Source organism: Microlunatus capsulatus, assembly GCF_017876495.1.
GTDB classification, from domain to species: domain Bacteria; phylum Actinomycetota; class Actinomycetes; order Propionibacteriales; family Propionibacteriaceae; genus Microlunatus; species Microlunatus capsulatus.
In genome coordinates this window covers 3,863,204-3,886,674 of sequence record NZ_JAGIOB010000001.1, presented here as the reverse complement: position 1 = coordinate 3,886,674, position 23,471 = coordinate 3,863,204, and the positions used below count along the sequence as shown (strand labels likewise).

The 23,471-nt window shown below is 75.7% G+C and carries 22 protein-coding genes; 9 read left to right on the top strand and 13 right to left on the bottom strand.

From position 1 onward, the window contains the following. Position 1: 1 nt before the first annotated feature. Both JOF54_RS18060 and imuA' read right to left on the bottom strand, forming a co-directional pair. Positions 2 to 1,612 carry a DNA polymerase Y family protein gene (locus JOF54_RS18060; protein WP_210058328.1) on the bottom strand — a complete coding sequence of 537 codons (1,611 nt, stop codon included), beginning with the start codon at positions 1,610 to 1,612 and terminating at the stop codon, positions 2 to 4. 1 nt (position 1,613) lies between these two features. Then, positions 1,614 to 2,279 (bottom strand): DnaE2-dependent mutagenesis accessory factor ImuA', encoded by a 666-nt coding sequence (gene imuA' / locus JOF54_RS18055; RefSeq protein ID WP_210058326.1) that lies wholly within the window; start codon positions 2,277 to 2,279, stop codon positions 1,614 to 1,616. 214 nt (positions 2,280 to 2,493) lie between these two features. On the opposite strand from imuA', the gene JOF54_RS18050 reads away from it, so the two are divergent. Together JOF54_RS18050 and JOF54_RS18045 are read left to right on the top strand one after the other, a co-directional pair. After that, the gene (locus JOF54_RS18050) at positions 2,494 to 2,943 is read left to right on the top strand and encodes an HNH endonuclease (protein WP_245358189.1); all 450 of its coding nucleotides are present in this window, start codon (positions 2,494 to 2,496) and stop codon (positions 2,941 to 2,943) included. 46 nt (positions 2,944 to 2,989) lie between these two features. Beyond that, positions 2,990 to 3,772: a DedA family protein gene (locus JOF54_RS18045; RefSeq protein WP_210058324.1), complete on the top strand. Its 783-nt coding sequence runs from the start codon at positions 2,990 to 2,992 to the stop codon at positions 3,770 to 3,772. A 3-nt stretch (positions 3,773 to 3,775) separates the two neighbouring features. On the opposite strand, the gene JOF54_RS18040 is transcribed toward JOF54_RS18045, so the two are convergent. The 3 genes from JOF54_RS18040 to JOF54_RS18030 form a co-directional block, all read right to left on the bottom strand. Next, on the bottom strand, positions 3,776 to 5,008 hold the full coding sequence (locus tag JOF54_RS18040; protein ID WP_210058322.1) for a multidrug effflux MFS transporter: 1,233 nt from the start codon (positions 5,006 to 5,008) through the stop codon (positions 3,776 to 3,778). A gap of 93 nt (positions 5,009 to 5,101) precedes the next feature. Beyond that, a complete protein-coding gene (locus JOF54_RS18035; protein ID WP_245358187.1) occupies positions 5,102 to 6,046 on the bottom strand; it encodes a MurR/RpiR family transcriptional regulator in 945 nt (314 codons plus the stop codon). A gap of 53 nt (positions 6,047 to 6,099) precedes the next feature. Then, entirely contained in the window at positions 6,100 to 6,852 is a 753-nt protein-coding gene (locus JOF54_RS18030; protein ID WP_210058320.1) for a dienelactone hydrolase family protein, read from the bottom strand. Positions 6,853 to 6,907: 55 nt separating this feature from the next. Here JOF54_RS18030 and JOF54_RS18025 point away from each other — a divergent pair, with 55 nt between their 5' ends. Further along, complete coding sequence (locus JOF54_RS18025; RefSeq protein WP_307804348.1) at positions 6,908 to 7,714, top strand: trans-aconitate 2-methyltransferase; 807 nt, start codon at positions 6,908 to 6,910, stop codon at positions 7,712 to 7,714. Continuing rightward, a complete protein-coding gene (locus JOF54_RS18020; protein WP_210058318.1) occupies positions 7,711 to 8,310 on the top strand; it encodes a GNAT family N-acetyltransferase in 600 nt (199 codons plus the stop codon). Before JOF54_RS18025 ends, JOF54_RS18020 begins: the two co-directional genes overlap by 4 nt. A 92-nt stretch (positions 8,311 to 8,402) precedes the next feature. On the opposite strand, the gene JOF54_RS18015 is transcribed toward JOF54_RS18020, so the two are convergent. Together JOF54_RS18015 and JOF54_RS18010 are read right to left on the bottom strand one after the other, a co-directional pair. Then, on the bottom strand, positions 8,403 to 8,597 hold the full coding sequence (locus tag JOF54_RS18015) for a hypothetical protein (protein ID WP_210058316.1): 195 nt from the start codon (positions 8,595 to 8,597) through the stop codon (positions 8,403 to 8,405). After that, on the bottom strand, positions 8,594 to 8,761 hold the full coding sequence (locus tag JOF54_RS18010) for a hypothetical protein (protein WP_210058314.1): 168 nt from the start codon (positions 8,759 to 8,761) through the stop codon (positions 8,594 to 8,596). Before JOF54_RS18010 ends, JOF54_RS18015 begins: the two co-directional genes overlap by 4 nt. Before the next feature lie 243 nt (positions 8,762 to 9,004). Between JOF54_RS18010 and JOF54_RS18005 the strand changes: the two genes are divergently transcribed. After that, positions 9,005 to 9,310 (top strand): GNAT family N-acetyltransferase, encoded by a 306-nt coding sequence (locus tag JOF54_RS18005; RefSeq protein ID WP_210058312.1) that lies wholly within the window; start codon positions 9,005 to 9,007, stop codon positions 9,308 to 9,310. Between the two features lie 22 nt (positions 9,311 to 9,332). Here the strand turns inward: JOF54_RS18005 and JOF54_RS18000 are convergent, their stop codons facing one another. From JOF54_RS18000 to JOF54_RS17990, 3 genes are all read right to left on the bottom strand, one after another. Further along, positions 9,333 to 10,586 carry an ATP-grasp domain-containing protein gene (locus tag JOF54_RS18000; RefSeq protein ID WP_210058310.1) on the bottom strand — a complete coding sequence of 418 codons (1,254 nt, stop codon included), beginning with the start codon at positions 10,584 to 10,586 and terminating at the stop codon, positions 9,333 to 9,335. A 43-nt stretch (positions 10,587 to 10,629) separates the two neighbouring features. Then, complete coding sequence (locus JOF54_RS17995; RefSeq protein WP_307804345.1) at positions 10,630 to 11,379, bottom strand: esterase family protein; 750 nt, start codon at positions 11,377 to 11,379, stop codon at positions 10,630 to 10,632. Between the two features lie 64 nt (positions 11,380 to 11,443). Beyond that, positions 11,444 to 12,088, bottom strand: a complete 645-nt coding sequence (locus JOF54_RS17990) for a hypothetical protein (protein WP_210058307.1) — start codon at positions 12,086 to 12,088, stop codon at positions 11,444 to 11,446. Positions 12,089 to 12,164: 76 nt separating this feature from the next. Between JOF54_RS17990 and JOF54_RS17985 the strand changes: the two genes are divergently transcribed. Continuing rightward, a complete protein-coding gene (locus JOF54_RS17985) occupies positions 12,165 to 14,147 on the top strand; it encodes a penicillin-binding transpeptidase domain-containing protein (RefSeq protein WP_210058305.1) in 1,983 nt (660 codons plus the stop codon). Between the two features lie 114 nt (positions 14,148 to 14,261). Beyond that, positions 14,262 to 15,200 carry a cation diffusion facilitator family transporter gene (locus JOF54_RS17980; protein ID WP_210058303.1) on the top strand — a complete coding sequence of 313 codons (939 nt, stop codon included), beginning with the start codon at positions 14,262 to 14,264 and terminating at the stop codon, positions 15,198 to 15,200. A gap of 128 nt (positions 15,201 to 15,328) precedes the next feature. Here the strand turns inward: JOF54_RS17980 and JOF54_RS17975 are convergent, their stop codons facing one another. From JOF54_RS17975 to JOF54_RS17965, 3 genes are all read right to left on the bottom strand, one after another. Continuing rightward, on the bottom strand, positions 15,329 to 17,284 hold the full coding sequence (locus JOF54_RS17975; protein ID WP_210058301.1) for a fibronectin type III domain-containing protein: 1,956 nt from the start codon (positions 17,282 to 17,284) through the stop codon (positions 15,329 to 15,331). Between the two features lie 239 nt (positions 17,285 to 17,523). Then, the gene (gene dprA, locus JOF54_RS17970; protein WP_210058299.1) at positions 17,524 to 18,657 is read right to left on the bottom strand and encodes a DNA-processing protein DprA; all 1,134 of its coding nucleotides are present in this window, start codon (positions 18,655 to 18,657) and stop codon (positions 17,524 to 17,526) included. Continuing rightward, positions 18,657 to 20,204, bottom strand: a complete 1,548-nt coding sequence (locus JOF54_RS17965) for a YifB family Mg chelatase-like AAA ATPase (protein WP_446685855.1) — start codon at positions 20,202 to 20,204, stop codon at positions 18,657 to 18,659. Before JOF54_RS17965 ends, dprA begins: the two co-directional genes overlap by 1 nt. 265 nt (positions 20,205 to 20,469) lie before the next feature. On the opposite strand from JOF54_RS17965, the gene JOF54_RS22055 reads away from it, so the two are divergent. Both JOF54_RS22055 and JOF54_RS17955 read left to right on the top strand, forming a co-directional pair. Further along, positions 20,470 to 20,922: a pyridoxamine 5'-phosphate oxidase family protein gene (locus tag JOF54_RS22055; protein ID WP_307804344.1), complete on the top strand. Its 453-nt coding sequence runs from the start codon at positions 20,470 to 20,472 to the stop codon at positions 20,920 to 20,922. 152 nt (positions 20,923 to 21,074) lie between these two features. After that, the gene (locus JOF54_RS17955; protein WP_210058292.1) at positions 21,075 to 23,459 is read left to right on the top strand and encodes an ATP-binding cassette domain-containing protein; all 2,385 of its coding nucleotides are present in this window, start codon (positions 21,075 to 21,077) and stop codon (positions 23,457 to 23,459) included. Positions 23,460 to 23,471: the final 12 nt, after the last annotated feature.

Below are 23,471 nucleotides of genomic sequence, written 5' to 3'. Positions count from 1 at the left end.
GCTAGTCATAGCGGGCCTCGCACCACCAGCGGCCGTCCTCGACGACCAGCAGCCACGCGCTGCCGTCCACCCCGACGACCTGGAACCGGGCCACCCGCCGGGCCTGGGCCGGGTCCCACCACAGCTCGTCGACCGGCCACGGCCCGGCCCACGCCTGCACCCGGGTGGGCGGGGACATCCGCTCGACGGTGAACAGCACCGGGTCCCCGGTGACGAGCCCCCGCTCGGTCACCGCGACCGGGCGCCCGTCGGTCCCGGTGACCAGGGCGGGCTGGGGTTCGGGGAACACCCGGGCCGGGGCGGGCGGCGGGATGGAGCCCGGCCAGGGCAGCCCCGCCGGCCGGGAGGAGGTGGCGCGCTCCCCCCACGGCGTGAGCGACTGCCGCTCCCGCGGTCCCCGACCGCCCTGGACGGCGGGGGCCAGCACCTCCTCCGGGCCGAGCATCCCCTGCAGCCGCGCGACCCCGCGCTCCACCCGCTCGTCGGCGGCGCTGCCCCACAGCCCGTCCCCGTGGTCCGCGCTGGACTCCACCGTCTCGGGGACGAACCGCACCTCGCAGACCGGGTCGGGCGCCGGGTCGCCCTGCAGCTGCCAGTAGAGCCGGTCCACCAGGTCGGCGGTGCTGAACCAGCGCGCGTGCAGCCAGACCCGCGAGCCGCTCCAGCCGCCCTCGGTGGTGACCACGACCCGCACCTCGGTGCAGACCAGGCCGTGCCGGGCCAGCTCGGTCACCGTCCGCTCGGCGGTCCGCCGGCTGGAGAAGGTGATCGGCTCGATGGTCTCCAGCGGCGGCTCGAAGGCCACCCGCTGCTCCAGCTCGGGCGGCACCTGCCGGGAGACCGCCGCCCGGTCGTCCACCCCGCGGGCCAGCCGGTGCAGCCGGGCGCCCGACGAGCCGAACCGGGTCAGCACGTCGCGCGCCGGGAGGGCGGCGAAGTCGCCGAGCGTCCGCAGCCCCAGCCGGCGCAGCAGGCTGACCAGCTCGGCGTCCTCGAGCGCCCCGACGGGCAGCGGGGCCAGGAACGCGGCCGAGCCGCCGGCCGGCACCACGGTGCAGTCCTGGGTGGCGGCCCGGCGCGCGGCCTGCTCGGCGGCGAAGATGCCGTCGGCCACCCCCGTCCGGCAGTCCCAGACCCCCAGCGCGACGAGGTGCTCGGCCACGGCCGCCGCGGCCGCCGCCTCGCCGCCGTAGAAGCGACTGGGCACCGACAGCGCGCACAGGCCGGGCTTGACCGGGGCGACGCCGGCGCTGACCTCCTCCACCGCGGCCAGCACCGCGTCGAAGCTGCGGGTCTCCACCTCGGGGACCCGGTCCACCACGACGAGCTCGGGGCAGCGGGCGGAGGCGTCGCGGCGTCGCATCCCGCGCTTGACCCCCTCGGCCCGGGCCGCGGCGGAGCAGGCGAACACCTCCCCGCGCTCGACGACGGCGAGCGGGGCGTCCAGCGACAGCTCGTGCTGCAGGGCCGCCGCCACCACCGGCCAGTCGGGGCACCAGACGACCATCACCCGCCGCCCGCCCGGACCCGTCTCCCCCGCGCCCGACGACCGCCCGGCCGCCTCCGGCCCGGCCACGCGCCCGACCGGCCCCCGCTCCACCAGCGCCGCCATCTCAGCCCGCCCGCACCGCGGTCAGCGGGGCCCGCTGGACGGCCGGCCCGGCCGCGCTCACCCGGGCGTCGACGCCGGGCAGCCAGAGCGACGTCCGCCGCACGGGCGCCCCGCCCCGGCGGACCCCCACCTCCACCGAGCGGCCCTGCAGGTGGCCGTGGCCCTGGCCCAGCCCCGTCCAGGAGGAGGTGAGCACCGAGACCGTGGCGTCCGAGCGCGGCCAGGAGCCCCAGCAGATCAGCGCGGCGTCCTTCTGCCGGAGCCGGGCGCGCAGCCGCTCCGCCTGGTGCTCGCTGACCGGGGACGCGGGCCGCACCAGCACCACCGAGACGACGTCGGCGAGGCCCGCGGTCACGCTCAGCCAGTGCTCGCCGGGCGAGGGCACGACGATGGTCCGCTCCAGCGCGACCCCGAAGCCGGCGGCGGCCTCGAGCCCCAGCTCGGGCACCCCGACGACGGCGCACCACTCCCCGGCCTGCGACGGGCCGGCCATCAGGGCCAGGGCGAGGCTGGGGCTGTCGACGGCGTAGGCGCCCCCGGTGCGCAGCCGCAGCACCTCGCCGAGCGCGGGCAGGCTGTCCAGCGTCCGGGTGACCCCGGCCCCCTGCATCCGCTGGACGCGCTGCTGCAGCTCCTGGATGCGGTCGGCGGCGGGGAGTGCGGTCACCCGTCCATAATCGAACACGTGTTCGAACACGTCAACCGCGGTCTCACCCGGAGGTGGAGGTCGAGCCCGACCCGCCGGGCCAGGGTAACGGGGCTCCGGCGGGGCCTTGACCGGGCGGCCATAATCCTGGTGACGACATCGTCGTCCTCGTGCACCCTGGTCGGGCCGGTCGAGGGGCCGGCTCCCGGGTGGCGGGGAGCTGAGGAGGTGCGGCTTGTCCGGGGTCATCGTGCTCAACACCGACAACACCGCGCTGCACACCGTCTCCGTCCAGCACGCGATCAAGATGCTGGTCCGCGAGGTCGCCATCGTCGAGGAGGCCCGCGACGGGCACTCGATCGGCCCCTACCCGTGGCCGGTGGTGCTGCGGCTCCTCCGCTACGTCCGCACCACGTTCCTCTACGCCCGCAACCCCGCCTGGTCCAAGCGCGGGGTGCTCCGCCGCGACCTGCACCGCTGCGCCTACTGCGGCACCGCGGCCGACACCGTCGACCACCTGCTGCCGGTCTCCCGCGGCGGGCAGAACACCTGGCTCAACACCGTCGCCGCCTGCACCCGCTGCAACAACGTCAAGGCCGACCGCACCCCGGCCGAGGCCGGCATGCGGCTCGACCGGCGTCCCGTCGTCCCGTCCTGGCGCGAGGCCTACCAGCGGCGCGGCTGAGCCCGCGGGCGGAGCGCGCCCTGGTGCCGGTCGCTACGGTGGGCGCGTGCCCGAGCCCGAGCGCGAGACCGCACCGCCGTCCCCCGAGCCCGGGGCGGCCGACGCCGCGGAGGCCGACGCCACTGCCGACGGCGAGGAGACCCCCCGGGAGTGGTGGGACGACCCGCGGATGCCCTGGAAGGGCAGGCCGGGCCGGGCCGACGTGGGCTGCTGGGTCGCCTTCTCCCTGACCGGCCTCTACGCCCTCGTGCTGCTGCCGCTGCGCCCGGTGCTGCTGGGCGCCAACCCGTACCTGCTGGCCGCGCTGGGCGGTTCCCGGGTCTCGGCGGTCACCATCGGCGCGCTGGCCGCGACCGGCGTCGGCTTCTGGCCGCTGGGCCTGCTGCTGGGCACGGTCGGCGCCGTCAAGTTCGACTGGATCTACTGGTGGGCCGGCCGGCTGTGGGGCCGCGGCCTGATCGAGATGGTCGCGGGCCGCTCGCCCCGCGCCGCCCGCAACGCCGACCGGGCGGAGCGGCTCGCGCGGCGGTTCGGGCCGGCCGCCATCGCCCTGGGCTACGTCGTCCCGCTGCTGCCCGGCGCGGTCGTCTACGCCACGGTCGCGGCAGCGGGGATGAGCCTGCGGAAGTTCCTGCTGATCGACGTGCTGAGCGCCGCCGTCACCCGCGGGCTGCTCATCTGGCTCGGCTGGAGCATCGGCGCCCCGGCGGTGCACGTCGTCGAGGTCGTCGCGCAGTACTCCTGGTACCTCTCGATCGTGCTGCTGGTGGGCGTCGTCGTCACCAGCGTCCGGCAGGCGCGCCGGCGCCGGGCCGCCGTCGAGGGCTGAGCCTCAGGCGGGTGGCGGGGCCGCCGGCAGGACCTCGTCGGCCCGGGCCCGGACCGCGGGCCGGACCAGGGTGAGGAAGGCCAGCGACGCGAGCGCGCTGACGACGACCGCGACGACGCCGAGCGGCACCGCGGTCTCCTCGCCGGCGATCCCGACCAACGGCGCGACCACCGCCCCGAAGACGAACTGGCCGAGCCCCAGCAGCGAGGACGCGGTCCCGGCCTGCTCGGGGTAGTCCGACATCGCCAGCGCCGTGGCGGTCGGGAACACCAGGCCGAGCGCGCTGACCATGACGAACAACGACGGCACCAGGAAGGGCAGGCCGAGCCCGAGCAGCACCGTCGTGGCGAGGGCGGCGGCGCCGAGCAGGTTGAGACCGAGCCCCAGGGCCAGCACCTGGACGGGCGGGCGGCGCCGGCTCAGCCGAGCCCCCAGCTGGCTCATCGCCATGATGCCGACCGAGTTCAGCCCGAACACCAGCGAGAAGCCCTGCGCCGACATCCCGTAGATGCGCTGCAGGACGAAGGTCGCCCCCGAGATGTAGGCGAACATCGACGCCCCGGCCAGGCCGGCCGAGAGCGCCGCGCCGACGAAGAAGCGGTCGCCCAGCAGCACCCGGAACCCGCGGAGCGTGGTGGTCAGCCCGCCGGTGCTGCGGCGCTCCGCCGGCAGCGTCTCCCGCTGCAGCAGCCCCGCGACCAGCAGCAGCGCGCCGAACCCGGCCAGCACGACGAAGATCCCGCGCCAGCTCATCACCCGGCTGAGCTGGCCGCCGAGCACCGGCGCGACGACAGGCGCCAGGCCCGAGATCAGGGTGAGCCGTGAGAAGAACAGCACCAGTCGCCGGCCCTCGTAGAGGTCGCGGGCCACCGCGCGGGCGACCACCAGCCCGGCGGCGCCGGCCAGACCCTGCACCAGCCGGAGGACGACGAGCACGGTGACCGACGGCGCGAAGGCGCAGGCCAGCGAGGCGAGCAGGTAGGCCACCAGCCCCACGAGCAGCGGCCGGCGGCGGCCGAAGCGGTCCGACAGCGGGCCCGCGACGAGCTGGCCCAGGGCCAGCCCCACCAGGCAGGCGGTGATCGTCAGCTGCGCGGCGGACGGCGTGCTGGCGAGGTCGTCGGCCAGCTCCGGCAGGGCGGGCAGGTAGAGGTCGAGGGAGAGCGGGCCGAAGGTCGACAGCAGCCCGAGCACGACGATCGAGCGGAGGGCCGGGGCGGCGGGGTCGCGGGACACGAGCGCCACTGTGGCACCGGGTCGCCTCCGCGGGCCCGCCGGGCCGTCCGCCGAGATGGGGCGCGGGGCGACCGGCCGAGCGGCGCGGGTCGCTCAGCCGAGCGGGCGCGGACCCGTCCCCGGGCGGGTGGCCCGCCGGGACTGGACGACGACGTAGGTGCTCTCGAGGGCCTCGACCGCCTGGTCGTAGGAGCGCTGGGCGACGCCGCTGAACAGGCAGTCGACCACGGCGAGCTGGGCGATCCGGCTGGACATCGCCCCCGAGCGGAAGGTCGTCTCCCGCGCCGCGGTGGTGAGCACCAGCTCGGCGTGCTCGGCGAGGAGGGAGCCGGCGAAGTTGGTGACGGCGACGGTCGTGGCCCCGCGGTCGCGCGCGACCTTGAGGGCGTCGACCACCTCGGCGGTCGTCCCCGTGTGCGAGATGCCGATGGCCACGTCGCCGGCGCCGAGCAGGGCGGCCGAGGCGAGGGCCTGGTGGTGCTCGGACCAGAGGAAGGAGACCAGGCCGATCCGGTGCAGCTTGAGCTGCAGGTCCTGCCCCACGAGGGCGCTGGCGCCGGTGCCGTAGACGTCGACGCGACGGGCGGCCGCGACGGCGGTGACGGCGGCCTCGAGGACCCCGATGTCCAGGGCCGCGCCCGTGTCCTCGACCGAGCGGGCGTCGGCGTGGGTGACCTTGGCGACGACCTCGGCGAGGGTGTCGGTCTTGGTGATGACGCCCGTGACCGGGCTGCCGCCGGCCTGGTCGCTCTCCTCCCACTGGGCGGCGCGGGCCAGCGCGATCCGCAGCTCGGGGTAGCCGGCCAGCCCGAGGGCGCGGCAGAACCGCAGGACCGTCGTCTCGGAGGTCTGGCACTGCCGGGCGACGGTGGTGATCGAGCTCTCCGACACCTTCGCAGGGTCAGCCAGCACCGCCTCGGCGACCCGGCGCTCGGCCGGTCGCAGGTTGGGCATCGCGCCGCGGACCCGGATGAGGACCGACAGCGTCGGCCGTGCGGCCGGACCGGCCCCCGTGCTCGTGCTCTCCGACGTGCTCATGCCGACCTCGCTCCCCCGCTCGGGCTCTGCGCGAGCCTACTGTCCAGCACCCCTCAGCGTGCGGACCGCGGCAGAGTCCCGTCCGGGCGCGGCGGCAGGTGCGTGGCGAGGAACTCCGCGGTCGCCGCCCAGGCGGCCCGCGAGGCCTCCGCGTGGTGGAAGGCGGGGGCCGGGTTGTCGAAGGCGTGGCCGGCCCCCGGGTGGCTGAGGAACTCCGCGCCCACGGCGGTCACCGCGCGGCGGATCGCGTCCTGGGTGGAGGGCGGCACGTAGGCGTCCTCGGTGCCGAAGTGGTGCAGGCTCGGCGTCCGCACCTGCTCGGCGAGCGCCAGCAGGTCGCCCAGGGCGGACCCGTAGTAGCTGACCAGCGCCTCCACCGGCTCGACCGCGGCCACGTTGAACGCGAGCCCGCCGCCGAAGCAGAAGCCGACCAGCCCGACGCCGCCCTCGACGCCGTCCAGCCCGCGCGCGTGCCGCACCGTCGCGGCGACGTCCTGCACCGCGGTCGGCCAGTCCAGCCGCTGGACCAGGGCCATCGCGCGCGGCAGCAGGTCGTCGGCCGTCTCGGGCAGCGCGTGGTCGGGCAGCCGCCAGTAGACCTCGGGCACGACGACGACGTAGCCGAGCGCCGCGAGGTCGGCCGCCCGGTCGCGGATGTAGCCGGTGACGCCGAAGATCTCCTGGACCAGCACCAGGCCCGGTCCCGAGCCGCCGGGCGGGCGCAGCACGAGGGCGGGCACCGCCCCGTCGGCGGTCGGCACCGCGTCGTCGCGGGGCTCTGCTGCGGGGGGTGTGGCGGCCGTCATGGCGTCACGGTAGCCCCGCCGGCGGGCTTCCCCGGGGACCCGGACCGTGGTTGTCTTGACGTCAAGACATCTGGAGGAGCACGTCATGGTCGTCTGGGACCCCCGCACCTACCTGCAGTTCGCCGACGAGCGGAGCCGGCCCTTCGCCGACCTGCTGGCCCGCGTCGGCGCCGAGGACCCGGCCGTCGTGGTCGACCTCGGCTGCGGGCCCGGGCAGCTCACGGCGACGCTGGCCCAGCGCTGGCCCGGGGCCGACGTGCTGGGCGTCGACTCGTCGCCGGCGATGGTCGACCGGGCGCAGGAGCACGCCGGTCCGCGGCTGCGGTTCGTGTCCGGGGACGTGCGGACCTGGGTGCCCGACGCACCGGTCGACGTGCTGGTCAGCAACGCGACGCTGCAGTGGGTGCCGGACCACCGCGCCCTGCTGCCCCGGCTGCTCGCCGGGGTCCGACCGGGTGGCTGGCTGGCCTTCCAGGTGCCGGGGAACTTCGACGAACCCAGCCACGCGCTGCTGCACGCGCTCGCGGCCAACCCCCGCTACGCCGACGCGACCCGCGACGTGGCCCGTCCCTCCGCCGCGGGACCGGGCGACTACCTCGCGGACCTGACCGCCCTGGGCTGCACCGTCGACGCCTGGGAGACGACCTACCTGCACGTCCTCACCGGCCCCGACCCGGTGTTCCGCTGGATCTCCGGCACGGGAGCCCGCCCGGTGCTGCAAGCGCTGGACGCACCCCGGCGGGCGGCGTTCGAGGCCGAGTACCGGGCCCGGCTCGCGGCGGCCTACCCGCCCGGACCCGCGGGCACGGTGCTGCCCTTCCGCCGGGTCTTCGTGGTGGCGCGGAAGACGGTGGCCGCGTGAGCGCGCGGTGGACGGCGCCGGTGACCCTGCGCGGGGACCGGTTGGTGCTGACGCCCCTGCGGCTGGCCGACACCGCCGCCTTCCTCGCCGCCCTCGGCAGCGCCGAGGAGGCGGCGGAGGTCACGGCGCACCTGTCCTACCGCTCCCCCGACCTCGCCGGGGCCCGGGCGGCGGTGGCGACCCTGCTGACGACGCCCGGGCAGCTGCCCTTCGCCCAGCGGCTGGCCAGCAGCGGGGAGCTCGTCGGGACGACGTCCTGCTACGAGGTCGACCCGCAGCGGCGAAGCCTGGCCATCGGGCACACCTGGCTGGCCCGGCGGCACTGGCGGACGGGGCTGAACACCGAGTCCAAGCGGCTGCTGCTCGGCCACGCGTTCGACACCCTCGGCGCCGAGCGGGTGGTGTGGCACACCGACATCCGCAACACCCGGTCCCAGGCGGCGGTCGAACGGCTCGGCGCGACCCGCGAGGGCGTCCTGCGCCACCACCGACGACGGCCCGACGGCAGCTGGCGCGACACCGTCCAGTACGCCCTGGTCGCGACGGACTGGCCGGCGGTGCGGGAGCGGCTGCTGACCGCACCCGGGAACGGGTGAGCCCAGGCCGGCGCCGCCTGGAGCAGGGTCGGGCCTTGTGCGGCTCGTCGGTGCCGCGGACGGCGGGTCCGCCGGACGGCGGTCCGGGACGGTCAGCCCGCGGCGGGCTGGGCGGTCGGCTCGCGGACCGGCGCGACCCCTCCCGGCGCGGTGGCCGCAGCGGTGGCGGCGGGCGGCGCGGCGGCACGCCGGGTGCGGCGGCGCTCGGCCAGCCGGACCACCCCGAGCACGGCGAAGCCGTAGGCGCCCATCCCCGCGATGACGCCCCAGGCGACGAGGTCGTTCACGCGCCCGGCCCCACGACCCGGGCGCAGCGGTCGCAGCGCGCGTAGCCGTCGGCGTGCGGCCCCGTCAGGGCCGTCGTCGCTCGGTGTCCGGTGACGTCGCACAGCCGGCGCCGGACCCAGCTGGGCCGGCTGCGGGCAGCGCGCAGCGTCGTCTTGAGCAGCATTGAGATGTCCCCCGATATCTCCGGCCGGCCGGGGCTGGTGCCCGGGCCGCCGATCCCCTGTGGCGTCAGGCCCGCATGACCAGGCGCCGCGCGAACCGTAACGAGGGATCTTCGGAGCCGTCCGGCGAACGGATCGGATCGTTACCCGCCGCCGCCGCGAGGCCACCGGTCCGGCGTCGGCCCGGGTGGCGGTCGTACGCTGCCCGGGGGGTCCGCCCGGGACCCGGCCGGGAGGAGCGACCGATGAGCGACGACGACCAGGACGGCCGCCCCGCGGTGCGGGTGACCCGGGACGACGACCGGTCGCGCTACCAGGGGCTGGTGGACGGGGAGCCGGCCACCGTCATCGACTTCACGCGCCGCGGCGACGTGCTGGTCTTCACCCACACCGGGACCGACCCGCGGTTCCGCGGCCGGGGGCTGGCGGGCGCGACGACGCGGCAGGCGCTCGAGGACGTCCGGGCGGCCGGGCTCGCGGTCGAGCCGCTGTGCTCGTTCACCGTCCGCTACTTCGCCGAGCACCCCGAGGTCGCCGACCTGCACGCGTGAGCCGCGCCGGCCGGGCGCCCGGTCAGGCCCGGGCGCCCAGCAGCGTGGTCTCGTCGCTGACCCAGAGCCCGACGAGGCCGCGGAAGTGGGCCAGGAAGCGCTCGTGCTCCGCCGGCGGGTAGGTGGCTCGCACGGTCTCGACCAGCACCCGGTCGAAGTCGGCCGAGGAGACCCAGGCCAGGACGCGCTCGTCGAGGTCGGGCAGCGCCTCGGCGCAGAACGCCTCGTACTGCTCGCGCTCGAAGTGGGCGTCGGCCAGCTGCTGGTAGCGGCCCAGCTTGGCCTGGTAGTCCAGCTCCGGGTCGTCGGCGACGGCGAACCAGGGCGTCGGGTCCACGTGCAGCCGGGAGCGACGGCCGCTGGCGGCGCAGAAGGCGGTCCAGCGGACCAGCGCCCGCATCGCCCAGGGGAAGTAGTAGTGCAGCGAGGTGACGGCCACGTCGGGGCAGGCGTTCGCGTAGTCGATGGGCAGCACCTGGTCGCCCTGGACGAGCATCTCGCAGGAGTTGAACTCCCAGCGGAAGAAGGCGTTCACCGTCTGCGCGATGGTGATCGCCTCCTGCCCGACAGCGGGGGCGAGGAAGTCGTGGTCGACGGCGTAGCGGTCGTGCATCGGCTCGTCCGGCCGGAAGTGCATGACCATCGTCTCGGGCCCGATGGTGAGCGCGCGGGCGAAGACGTCGAACGGCTCGACGGCCTTCTGCAGGTGCATGAGCATCTCGCCCGACTCGTCGTAGGCGGAGCGGAGCGCCGCCTCGTCCCCGATCCGGGACACCCCGCGCCACCCGCCGCCGTCGAACGGCTTCATGAACAGCGGGTAGCCCATCTCGCCGGCGATCTCGGCCAGGTCGAAGGGGTCGTTGTAGTTCCGGGAGGTGTAGGCCCAGCGGACGTTGTCGACCGGGTGCTTGTGCGGCACCAGGACCGTCTCGGGCACCTTCATGCCCAGCCGGATCAGGGCGCAGTAGGCGGAGTGCTTCTCCATGGACTGGAACGTGAAGGGGGAGTTGAGCAGGTAGACGTCGTCCATCAGGGCGACCTTCTTGAGCCACTCGCGCGGGTGGTAGTACCAGTAGGCCAGCCGGTCGATGACGACCTCGTGGCGGGCGGGGTCGCGCAGGTTGAAGGGGGCGATGTGGATCCGCTCGGTGTCGAGCACGTGCTCGGCGCCCCGGTAGGAGAACGGCCCGACGGCGCGGGTGAGAGCCTCGAACGCCTGCGGCCAGTCCTCCTCCGCTCCGAGCAGCAGACCCACCAGGTGGTGCTGTGACGTCATCGTGTCCCCCTTCGTACGGCCCGCGGGCCCCGGTCGAGCGGTCTCAGCAGAAGCGTGGCAGGTGGTGCGCCAGCTGGCGCTGCCACCACACCCAGTCGTGGCTGACGTCCTCGCCCCACAGGTCGAGCTCGCAGCGCAGGCCCTTGTCCTGCAGGAGCTGGGCCATCGCCCGGGTGGAGGGCAGGGCGCCGGTCGGGTGCGTCTCCCAGGCTCCCTGGCCGACGACCAGGAGCACCGAGAGCCGGCTGCGCAGCCAGTCGAGGTGGTCGCCGTGCAGGTGCGGCACGTAGTCGGTCGGGTTGGCGAAGTAGGTGGCGTCGCCGCGCTCGCCCCACGCCCGCCAGGTGGTGACGTCGTAGTTGCCGGAGAGCCCGATGGCCAGCGGGGCGAGGTCGGCGCGCTGGAGGGAGAACTGCAGGGCGTGGTAGGCCCCGAGGCTGCAGCCGGTGGTGATCAGCTCGGCGCCCGGGCTGGTGTCGGCGTGCACCGTCGGGACCAGGACGTCGGTCAGCCAGCGGTGGTAGATCCCGTGCCGGACCGCCCGCTCCTCGGTCGGCAGGCTGCGGTCGGACCAGGTGTCGGCATCCACGGAGTCGACGCAGTAGAGCGTCACGCGGCCCGCGTGCAGGAGGTCGCCGACGGCGTCGACCATGCCGTTGGCCTCGAAGTCCCAGGCCCGGCCGGCCTCGCTGGGGAAGACGACGACCGGCCTCCCGTAGTGGCCGTAGCGGATCACGGTCATCCCGCGGTCGACGCCGCTGCCCAGCGGCAGCTCGAACTGGTGGCGGTTCACGCGGCCATCCTGGCGCTCGGGGCCCCGGCGGTCGCGGTCCGGGCGCCGACGTCCCGCCGGCTGGTCACCCCCGGCGCCCGTCGGCGTCGGCCGGGAGCCGGAGCGCGTCGGGCAGGTCGAGGCCGCTGCGGCGCAGCTCGACCTCGGCCAGCCGGGTGATGACGGCCCGGTCGCCGCCCCGCCAGGCGGCGACCGGGTCCGGGCTGATCGCGGCGAGGACCGGCAGCGGCTGGGCGGCGAGGGCCCGCAGGGCGAAGAGGTCCAGGTCGGCACCGGAGTCCAGGAAGGCCTGAGCCGCCCGCGCCCGCCGGTGGAAGCGGATCCGGCGGGGCAGCCAGAGCGCGAGGACGACGGCCACCGGGATGACGAAGGCGAGCCAGCCGGTCAGCGCGGCGACCCGCTCGATCACCGCGACCTGCCGGTCGGCCGAGGCGATCAGCTCCCCCAGCGAGCCGGAGGCCGAGTCGAAGGGCCGTCGGAGCTGGTCCCCGAGGCCGGGCACCTGGGCCGCCTGACCGGCCGCGTCGGAGAAGCTGCCGGCGATCCGCTCGGCCGTGCGGGCGGTCTCCCGTGCCGGCCCGGCCAGCAGCGAGACCGTCCGGTCCACCAGCACGCCGACGACCGCCCAGCCCAGCACCCAGGCAGCGACCAGGCCGTCGCCGAGGAGCTGACCGGCCCGGCGAGCCGGCTGTGCGGCGTAGAGGCCCATGCCCGGACCCTACAAGTGACGCCCCGGCGGGCCCGTGCAGCACGGGGACGCCGGACGGCGGTGGCACGATGAGGCGATGCGCCCGTTCTCCCCCGACGTCGCGCGCGCCCGGCCGGCGCGGCGCCCCCGCTGGACGTCGCTGGCGGTGGCCGCGCTGCTGCTCGCCGGCTGCACCTCCACCCCCGGTCCCGACCCCGACGACGCCGGCGCGCAGGCCGCGGCCGACGCCCTGGCCGCCGGGCTGGCGGCGAAGGACCTCACCCCGGTCGCCTTCGAGGGCGCGACCGGCGCGGAGGCCGAGGCCCGGCTGGACCCGCTGGTCGCGGGCATGGGCCCGCTGGCCCCCGTCGTGACGGCCGGCCCCGTCAGCACCGACGGGGACACCGCGCGCAGCACCCTCACCTACCGCTGGACGTTCCCCGGGGTCCCCGCGCCGTGGACCTACGAGGCCCCGGCCCAGCTGGTCCGCGAGGCCGGCACCTGGAAGACGCGGTGGGCCCCCACCCTCCTGGAGCCGTCGCTGAACGGCAGCCAGCGGCTGTCGCAGCGCCGGCTCTACCCCGAGCGCGGGGAGGTCCTCGGCGAGGACGGCGACCCGCTGGTCACGCAGCGCTCGGTGATCCGGATCGGCCTGGACAAGACCGCGGTCAGCGGCGCCGCCGCCACGCGCTCGGCCCGCCAGCTCGCCGCGCTGCTCGACATCGACGCCGGCGACTACGTCGACGAGGTGGCCGACGCCGGCCCGCAGGCCTTCGTCGAGGCTCTCACCGTGCGGGCGGAGGCCGACGACCGGCCCGACGACGGGGACGTGCGCGCGATCACAGGTGCCCTGGCCCTGGAGGACCGGCAGATGCTGGCGCCCACCCGCACCTTCGCCCGCAGCCTGCTGGGCACCGTCGGGGAGGCGACGAAGGAGGACGTCGACGCCGCCGGGGGCGCCGTGGTCACGGGGGACCAGGTGGGCCGCTCCGGCCTGCAGAAGCGCTACGACGAGCAGCTGCGCGGCGTCCCCGGGGTCCAGGTCGTCCGGGCCCCCCTCGCCACCGGCGCCAGCCCCTCGCCCAGCCCCTCGGCGGACCCGTCCCCCTCGGCGAGCCCGTCGCCGGCCGCCGACCTCTTCCGCGTCGCGCCCACGGCCGGTGAGCCGCTCGAGCTGACGCTCAACCAGACCCTGCAGCAGCTGGCCGAGGACGTGCTGGCCGACACCGGGCCCGCCAGCGCCCTGGTGGCGGTCCGTCCCTCGACCGGGGCCGTGCTCGCCGCCGCGAACGGCCCCGGCGCGGGCGACCAGGCCCTGGCCACCACCGGCCAGTTCCCGCCCGGCTCGACGTTCAAGGTCGCGTCCTCGCTGGCGCTGCTGCGCGCCGGGCTGACCCCGACCTCGCCGGTGCGCTGCCCGGCGACGCTGGAGGTGGACGGGTTCCGCTTCAAGAACTACAGCGACTACCCCGGCGGAAGCCTGGGCCGGATCGACCTGCGGACCGCGCTCGCGCAGTCCTGCAACACCGCCTTCATCGGCGAGCGCGACGAGCTCGGCCGGGGCGACCTGGCCGACGCCGCCGCCTCGCTGGGCCTTGGCACCGACTACGACGTCGGCTTCCCCTCCTTCTTCGGCGCCGTGCCCGAGGAGTCCAGCGAGACAGGCCGGGGCGCGGCGATGATCGGCCAGGCCAAGGACCAGGCGTCGCCGCTGGCCATGGCCGCCGTCGTCGCCTCCGTCCAGGCCGGGAAGACCGTGGTCCCCCACCTGCTGGACGGGACCGTGGCCGAGCCGACCGCCGCCCCGCTGACCGAGGACGAGGCCGACCAGCTCCGCGCCATGATGCGCCGGGTGGTGACGCAGGGCAGCGCCGGCGGCGTGCTCGGGGACCTCGACGGCCCGGCCGTCCTCGCCAAGACCGGCACGGCCGAGTACGGCGACGACGAGCCGCGCAAGACCCACGCCTGGATGATCGCGGCGCAGGGCGACCTCGCCGTCGCCGTCTTCGTCGCCGACGGCGCCTCGGGCTCCCGCACCGCCGGACCCCTGCTGGCGGACTTCCTGCGCGGCACCCGGTGAGCCCGCGGACGGCCGGTCGGCGCCGGCGGCGCTGAGTAGGCTGGCCGCCCGGCCCGACGGGCACGTGGAGACGGACCGGCCCGGACCGGGCCCGAGCAGCGGAGGAGCACCAGGATGGGCGGCAGCCACGGCCACGGGTCCTCCCACAGCCACCACCCCACCGGGCCCGGCGACCACCGCCGCGTCCTCGCCCTGGTGCTGGGCCTGACCGCCGCCAACTTCGTCGCCCAGGTCGTCGGGGCCGCCCTCTCGGGCAGCCTGGCCCTGCTGGCCGACGCCGGGCACATGCTCACCGACGTCATGGGGCTGACCCTCGCCCTGGTCGCCGCCGGCCTGATGACCCGGGCCGCCTCCACCCGGCGGACCTGGGGCTTCGTCCGGGCCGAGGTGCTCTCGGCCGCCGTCCAGGCCCTGGTGCTCAGCGCCGTCGCGGTGTACGTGCTGGTCGAGGGCGTCCGCCGCCTGCTGGACCCGCCCCCCGTCGCCTCCGGCGCCATGCTGGCCTTCGGCGTCGTCGGGCTGGTCGGCAACGCGCTGGCCATCGCCCTGCTGACCCGCAGCCGGACGTCGAACCTCAACCTCCGGGCCGCGTTCCTCGAGGTGGTCAACGACGCGCTGGGCTCGGTCGCGGTCATCGTCGCCGCCGTCGTCATCGCCACCACCAGCTGGCTGCGGGCCGACGCGGTGGTGTCCCTGCTGGTGGGGTTGCTGATCCTCCCGCGGGCCCTGCTGCTGCTGCGCGAGGCGGCCGCCGTGCTGCTGGAGTCGACGCCGCGGGGGCTGGACCTGGCCGAGGTGCGCCGGCACCTGCTGGAGACCCCGCACGTGCACGACGTCCACGACCTGCACGCCTCCCAGATCGCCACCGGCCTGCCGGTGCTGAGCGCCCACGTCGTCGTCGACGACTCCTGCTTCAACGACGGGCACCTGCCGACGATGCTGGACGCGGTGCAGCGCTGCGTGGCCGACCACTTCCCCGTGAGCATCGAGCACTCGACCTTCCAGTTCGAGCCGGTCAGCCACGTCGAGCACGAGCACGCCACCCACGCCTGAGGCTCGTCGCCGTCCGCTCGCGTCTGCGCCGCGCCCCCCGGTCGCGCCCGACCAGCGGGTGCACGCACGCCGAGGGCGGGCTCCGGGAGGAGCCCGCCCTCGGGTCGTGCGGTGGTGCTGCCCAGCGGCTAGCCGCTCGTGAGGGTGAACGGGGCGCTGGCCCCCAGCTCGTTGCCGCTGCCGTCGAACAGCTTGGCGACCACCTGACCGGGGTTCGTGGTCCCGGTCAGCGCGCTGGTGCGGAACCGTCCGTCGAAGGTGGACCCGGTCGCCGGGGCCACCGCGGCGACCAGAGCGGAGGGCCCGGCGTACTGCGTGCTGTAGGTGCCGTCGGCCGACTTGCGGTAGAACCGCACGACGCTGGAGGTCAGGGCGGGCTGGTCGGTCGTGCCCTGGATCCGCGTGTCGGCGTTCTTCCACCGGCCGGTCGTGATGGCCACCCTGGCGGAGGCCAGCGGGGTCGTCGCCGTCGCTGCCGGCGACGGAGAGCTGGCCGCGGCGCCGTACAGCGCCTTGACGGTGAACGCGTACCTCGTGCTCGAGGCGAGCCCGGTGACGACCTGGTTGGTGTCGGTGGTGACCGTCGGCTGCACGGGGAGCGGGGTCGTCGTGCCGTCGGCGGCGACCGTCGAGGCCTCGACCTGGTAGCCCGTGACCGCGGTGCTGCTGCCCGACGGGGCGACCCACTTCAACGCGACCTGACCGATGCCCGGCGTGGCGACGAGCCCGGTCGGCGCGTTGAGCACCTGGGCGCCGACCGGCTTGTAGAAGCCGATGGCCTGCGCGGAGATGTTGCCGGCCCGGTCGATGGCCACGGCGTGGATCTCGGTCAGCGCGGTGATGGCGATCGGGGACCTGTAGAGCTGGGCCGTGTCGCCGGGCAGGTCGCCCAGGACGGCCTCGCTGCCGTCGGTGGTGACGTACACGTCGGCGGCCGACTCGGACCCCAGCATGACGCTCGACGCCTCGACCGCGGTCTCGGCGGTGTTGCCCGAGGCGGCCGGGCTGATGGTCAGCCTGGGCACCGTCTGGTCGGCCGGGAGCTCGCCGGAGCCGGTGGTCGGAGCCGGCTCGAAGGGGACGCCCATGGTGGTGCCCGCCATCGAGCGGACCTCGACGGTGTAGTCCACGACCGCCGGGTCGACCGCGAGGGTCGCGCCGGTGGCGCTCGCGCCCACCCGGGCCCCGACGGAGGTGTCGTCGGCCTTGAAGGCCTGCACGTTGTAGCTGGTGACGGCAGGGGTGCCCGCCGGGGAGTCAGCCGGGGTCCACCGGACGGCCAGCTTGGCCTTGTCCACGGACCGGGTGATCGAGTAATGGCCCCGGGGCGGAGCCACGTCCGCCGGGCCAGCAGGGCAGCCCCCCATGCCGGGGCCGCCGAGCTCGCCGAACTCGGAGATGGTCAGGCCCTGGCGGTTGGCGTCGCCGTCCTCGACCTGCCAGGACATGAAGCGCTCGACCTGGGTCGCCTCTGCGATCTGCGCCGCCTTGAGGGTGTCGAAGACGAAGGTGGCGGTGAACCGGCCACCGGCCATCTCCAGGTTCGAGGAGTACCCGCCCTTGGGGGCGACGGTCAGGCCGCCGGTGACGGCCCGGACGTCGCGGCGGCCGACCTCGGCGGTGAGGTCGGGGTTGACGATCCGGACCTCCGCCTGCCCGGCGACCACGTCCGGGCCGTAGGTGCCCTCGACCTTGACGGTCTGGCCGTCGCGGGCTGCGTGGCTGGTGGCGGAGCCGGTGCTGGTGGTCGTGTCACCGCTGGCGCCGTCGGGGAACGCGATCGAGACCTTGTCGCCCTTCCGGATGTCCGGCGTGACGTTGAACCCGGTCCCCGCGCCCCAGCACACCCCACCGGGGTGGTTGATCTCGAAGGCTACGTCGCCCTCGGCCACCCGGCCGACGGCGGAGCCCACCACCTGGCCGTTGCGCGTCACCGTGACGGTGCCCTGCTCGCCGATGTGGTCCTGGTACCCCTCGATGGTCACGAAGTCGCGGTCGGGGAAGACGACCACGTTGTCCGGGAAGGCGGGCACGGCCGCCGAGGCCGGTCCCGAGCCGAGGCCGGCCAGCCCGCCGACGCTCATCAGGCCGGCCACGGTCAGCGCGACACCACGCCCCGTCCGGCTGCCTCTCCGCGCTGACGGCGTGGCCGTCGGCCCTGCTGCTGATCTGTTCACGCTGTTCCCCCTGGGTTGGTGGCGGGGTCTGGGTGGACCCTCGCTCGGCCCCGACGGGCCACCGACCACTCTGCTGAGGGGTCGCTCCCCGGGGAGGCCTCATCGAAGGGGGTGGGGACCACCCAAGTGAGGGGGTGGTGCGCCGCTCACGCGGGAGCCGGCAGCATCGCCCGGTGCGGCACCGCCCGCCAGCCGCGCTCGCTGCCCTCGACCAGCCCGCGGTCCTCGAGGGCGTGCAGGGCGGCGAGGCAGGAGGGCACCGGCACCCCCGCCGCCAGCGCGATCTCGCCCGAGGAGACCCGGGACCGCGCCGGCGTCGCCTCGAACACCGCGAGCTGCTGCTCGGTGAGCGCGTCGGTGGCCCGCTGCGGGGTGACCCCGGCCGCGACCGGGTGCTGACCCAGTCCGCCGACCAGCTCGACCACCTCGGCCGCGCAGGTCACCAGCGTCGCCTGGCCGTTGCGGATCATCAGGTGCGGGGCGGTGGAGGCCCGGGAGTGCACCGGTCCGGGCACCGCCATCAGCGGCCGTCCGCACTCCAGCGCCCAGCCGGCCGTGTTCCGCGCCCCGCTCCGCAGCGCCGCCTCGACGACGACCGTCCCCTGGGCGAGCGCGGCGATCAGCCGGTTGCGGGCCAGGAAGCGGACCCGCGTCGGGTGCGCACCCGGCGGCAGCTCCGAGACCACGAGGTGGTCCCGGGCCACGGCCTCGAACAGCGGGGTGTTGCCCGGCGGGTAGGCCACGTCGACGCCGTTGGCCAGCACGGCGACCGTCGGGCCGCCGGCGGCCAGCGCGCCCCGGTGGGCCGCGGCGTCGATCCCGAAGGCCAGTCCGGACACCACCGTCACGCCGTGCTCGGCCAGCTCGGCCCCGAGGTCGGTCGCCACCCCCGCGCCGTAGGCGGTGGCGGCGCGGGAGCCGACGACGGCGACCGCGCGCTGGGTGAGCGCGCCGAGGTGGCCGGGACCGCGCAGCCAGAGCCCGAACGGCAGGCCGCCGCGGCGCTGGATGGGCTCCACGTGGGCGAGGTCGTCCAGCCCGGCCACCCACTCGTCCTCCCCCGGGACCACGAACCGGGCCCCCACCCGGGCCGCCAGCCGCTCGACCACCTCCACGTCGGTCGCGGCGGCCCGGCGGGCCAGCGGCTCGCCGAGCGCGCCCTCGGCGATCTTGGCCCACGCGCCCTGGGCGCCGACCCGGGCGACCAGCCGCGCGGCCTCCGGCTCCCCGCCGTCCACCGCGCAGGAGAGCGCCGTCCGCGCCCGCTTCTCCGACCACATCAGCCCGCCTCCGTCCGGTCCAGCTGCTCGCCCCGGCGCATCGCGAGCGCGACCGCCACCTCGTCGGTGCCGGGCGCGTCCCGGCCGGCCAGGTCGGCCAGCGTCCACGCGACCCGCAGCACCTTGTCCACGCCGCGCGGGCTCAGCCGCCCGCGGTTGACGGCGTTCTCGACCACCTGCAGCCCGTCGGGCAGGGGCAGCTGCCGGCGCAGGTACGGCCCGGACACCTCGCCGTTGGTCCGCCAACCCGTCCCGGCCAGCCGCCGCTCCTGCCGGTCCCGCGCCTCGCGCACCCGCTCGCCGACCACCGCCGAGGACTCCGTGCGCTGCAGCGCCGCCGCCAGGTAGGCCTTGCGCAGCGGCAGGAACACGCAGCTGATGTCGATCCGGTCCTTGATGGGACCCGAGATCCGCTCGGCGTAACGGCGGACCGCCTGCGGCGGGCACGAGCAGTGCGCCCCCGGCGTCGCGGCCTGGCCGCACGGGCACGGGTTGGAGGCCATCACCAGCTGGAAGCGGGCCGGGTAGCGCGCCTGCACCTCGCTGCGGCCGAGCGTGACCGTGCCCGACTCCAACGGCGTGCGCAGGGCGTCGATCACCCGCGTCGGGAACTCCGGCGCCTCGTCGAGGAAGAGGATGCCGCGGTGCGCGCAGGAGATCGCCCCGGGCTTGGCCATCCGGGTGCCGCCGCCCACGATGCTGGCGACCGACGCCGAGTGGTGGGGGTCGCTGTAGGGCGGCCGGGTGATCAGCCCGTCGGCGAGGTTGAACCCGGCCAGGGAGTGCACCGCGGACACCTCGAGCGCCTCGGTGAGCGTGAGGTCGGGCAGCAGCCCGGGGATCCGCTCGGCCACCATCGTCTTGCCCACCCCCGGCGGCCCCGAGAACATCAGGTGGTGACGGCCGGCGGCGGCCACCTCGACCGCCCACTTCGCCTCCACCTGGCCGACCACGTCGGCCAGGTCCAGCGGCCGCGTCCGGTGGTCCGACGGCGCCTCGCCGAGCACCTCGACCGGCTCGGCCTCGGGGACCGGGTCACCGCGCAGCAGGGCGACGAGCTGGGCCAGCGAGCCGACGCCGAGGACGTCGAGCCCCTCGACCAGCGCCGCCTCACCGGCCTGGCGGACGGGCACCACCACCCGGGTGAAGCCCGCCTGGGCGGCGGCCAGCACCGCCGGCAGGATGCCCCGGACGGGCCGGACCCGGCCGTCCAGCCCCAGCTCCCCGAGCAGCACCGTCCCCGCCAGCTCGGCGCGCGGGATCACCTCCGCCGCGGCGAGCACCGCCGCGACGATGGCCAGGTCGTAGTGGCTGCCCGTCTTCGGCAGCGTCGCCGGGCTGAGGTTGATCGTCAGCAGCGACGCCGGCCACGAGTGCCCGGTGTTGCCCACCGCCGCCTTGCACCGGTCGCGCGCCTCGGACAGCGCCGTGTCCGCCAGACCCACCAGCACCGTCCGCGGCAGCCCCGCCCCGATGTCGGCCTCGACCTCCACGATCCGCCCGTCGAGCCCCACCAGGGCCACGCTCCACGCGCACGCCTGCATCAGCCCCTCACCGCCCGGTCGACCCGCTCCCGCGCCCACCGCGCGCCCCGCACCCGCTCCGTCATGTGCACCTCCGACGGGGACCATCGGCACGGCGCCGGTCGGCGCGACGTCGGCGTCCGGACCTGTGGACACGGCCGGCCCACCGGCTGTGGACGGTGACGGGTGCGGTGGCGGGCCCTACCGTGGGACCACCTCCCGCCGTCGACCCGTCGAGGTGCGCCATGACCGTCCGTCCTCAGCCCGACGCGCCGCGCGACCGCGCCCGGTGAGCACCGGACCCCGCTCGCGCGCGCAGCGCCGGCGCGACACCGAGCACCACCTCGCGCACGACGTCGACCTCTGGGTGGCCACCGCCTCGGCCGACGGCGCGCCGTACCTGGTGCCGCTCTCCTTCGACTGGGACGGCCGCGCGCTGCTCCTCTCCACCGCGGCCGCCAGCCCGACCGGCGCCAACCTGAGCGCCCGGCCCGTCGCCCGGCTGGCGCTGGGCGGGACCCGCGACGTCACCCTGGTGGACGGCGACGTCGAGGTCCTCCCGGTCGACGCCCTGCCCGCCGCGGTGGGCGACCGGTTCGCCGCCCGGACCGGCTTCGACCCGCGGACGTCGGGACCCGGCTACCGCTGGTTCCGCGTCACGCCGCGCCGCGTGCAGGCCTGGCGCGAGGTGGACGAGCTGGCCGGGCGGGACCTGATGCGCGAGGGGCGGTGGCTCCGCTGACCCGACGGCCCGCACGGCCGGACAGCCGCGCCGGTCCGGGCCAGGATGGACCCGACCACCGCGAGCCGGGGCCCCATCCCGGATCGTGGCCGCACCGCACCGCACCGCACCGCACCGCACCGCACCGCACCGCACCGCAGCGAGGAGAGACCATGACCACGACGCCGGAGGCGCAGGCGGCGGAGCCGCACGTGGCGGACCGCCACGACCTGATCAGCGTGCAGGGGGCCCGCGAGAACAACCTCCGCGACGTCAGCGTGGAGATCCCCAAGCGCCGGCTCACCGTCTTCACCGGCGTCTCGGGCTCGGGCAAGAGCTCGTTGGTGTTCAGCACGATCGCCGCGGAGTCGCAGCGGATGATCAACGAGACCTACAGCGCCTTCCTGCAGGGCTTCATGCCCACGATGGCCCGCCCCGACGTCGACCGGCTGGACGGGCTGACGACCGCGATCATCGTCAACCAGGAGCGGATGGGCGCGAACCCGCGCTCCACCGTCGGCACCGCCACCGACGCCAACGCGCTGCTGCGGATCCTGTTCAGCCGGCTCGGCCAGCCGCACGTCGGCTCGCCGCAGGCGTTCTCCTTCAACGTCGCCTCGGCCAGCGGGGCCGGCGCGGTGACCTTCGAGCGCGGCGGCCAGACCGTCAAGGAGCGCCGGGAGTTCACCGTCACCGGCGGCATGTGCCCGCGCTGCGAAGGGCTGGGGCGGGTCACCGACATCGACCGCTCCGAGCTCTACGACGAGAACCTCTCGCTGAGCCAGAACCCCTTCACCATCCCCGGGTACAGCACCGACGGGTGGTTTGGCCGCATCTTCGCCGGGTCCGGCTTCTTCGACGTCGACAAGCCGATCAAGGACTACAGCGCGGCCGAGATGGACGCCCTGCTGCACAAGCCGCCGACCAAGATCAAGGTCGAAGGCATCAATCTCACCTACGAGGGCCTGATCCCCAAGCTGCAGAAGTCGATGCTGAGCAAGGACCGCGAGGCCATGCAGCCGCACATCCGCGCCTTCGTCGACCGGGCCGTCACCTTCACCCCCTGCCCGGACTGCGGCGGCACCCGGCTGAACGAGGCGGCGCGCTCGTCGCGGATCGGCGACCTGAGCATCGCCGACGCCTGCGCGCTGCAGATCAGCGACCTGGCCGCCTGGGTGCGCGACCTGCAGGAGCCGTCGGTCGCCCCGCTGCTGAGCACCCTGACCGAGATCCTCGACTCCTTCGTCGAGATCGGCCTCGGCTACCTCAGCCTCGAGCGGTCCGCCGGCAGCCTCTCCGGCGGGGAGTCCCAACGGACGAAGATGATCCGGCACCTCGGCTCGGCGCTGACGGACGTCACCTACGTCTTCGACGAGCCCACGATCGGGCTGCACCCGCACGACATCCAGCGGATGAACGACCTGCTGCTGAGGCTGCGGGACAAGGGCAACACCGTGCTGGTCGTCGAGCACAAGCCCGAGACCATCGCCGTCGCCGACCGGGTCGTCGACCTCGGCCCCGGCGCCGGCAGCGCGGGCGGCACGGTCTGCTTCGAGGGGACGGTCGAGGGCCTGCGCCGCAGCGGGACGCTGACGGGTCGCCACCTCGACGACCGCGCGCGGCTCAAGGACGCGGTGCGCACCCCGACCGGTGCGCTGGAGATCCGCGGCGCCCGGCAGAACAACCTCCGCGACGTCGACGTGGACATCCCGCTGGGCGTCCTCACCGTCGTCACCGGCGTCGCCGGCTCGGGCAAGAGCTCCCTCATCCACGGCAACCTGGCGAAGCGCGAGGGCGTGGTGGTCGTGGACCAGACGGCGATCAAGGGCTCGCGGCGGTCCAACCCGGCGACCTACACCGGCCTGCTCGAGCCCGTGCGCAAGGCGTTCGCCAAGGCCAACGGGGTGAAGCCCGCCCTGTTCAGCCCGAACTCCGAGGGCGCCTGCCCCACCTGCAACGGGGCCGGCGTGGTCTACACCGAGCTGGGGGTGATGGAGACCGTCGCGACGCCGTGCGAGGAGTGCGGCGGCAAGCGGTTCCAGGCCTCGGTGCTGGAGTACCGGCTGGGCGGGCGGGACATCAGCGAGGTGCTGGCGATGGCTGTCAGCGAGGCCGCGGAGTTCTTCGCCGCCGGGGAGGCCCGGACGCCGGCGGCCGCGGAGATCCTGCGCCGGATGGCCGACGTCGGCCTGCACTACCTCACCCTGGGCCAGCCGCTGACGACGCTGTCCGGCGGGGAGCGGCAGCGGCTGAAGCTCGCCACCCAGATGGCCGGCAAGGGCACCGTCTACGTCCTCGACGAGCCGACGACGGGACTGCACCTCGCCGACGTCGAGCAGTTGCTGGCCCTGCTGGACCGGCTCGTCGACGCCGGCCGGTCCGTGGTGGTCATCGAGCACCACCAGGCGGTGATGGCGCACGCCGACTGGGTCGTCGACCTCGGCCCCGGCGCCGGGCACGACGGGGGCCTGGTCGTGTTCCAGGGCCCCCCGTCGGCCCTGGTGGCCGACCGCTCGACGCTGACCGGCCAGCACCTGGCCGCCTACGTCGGCGCCTGAGAGCGGCGGACC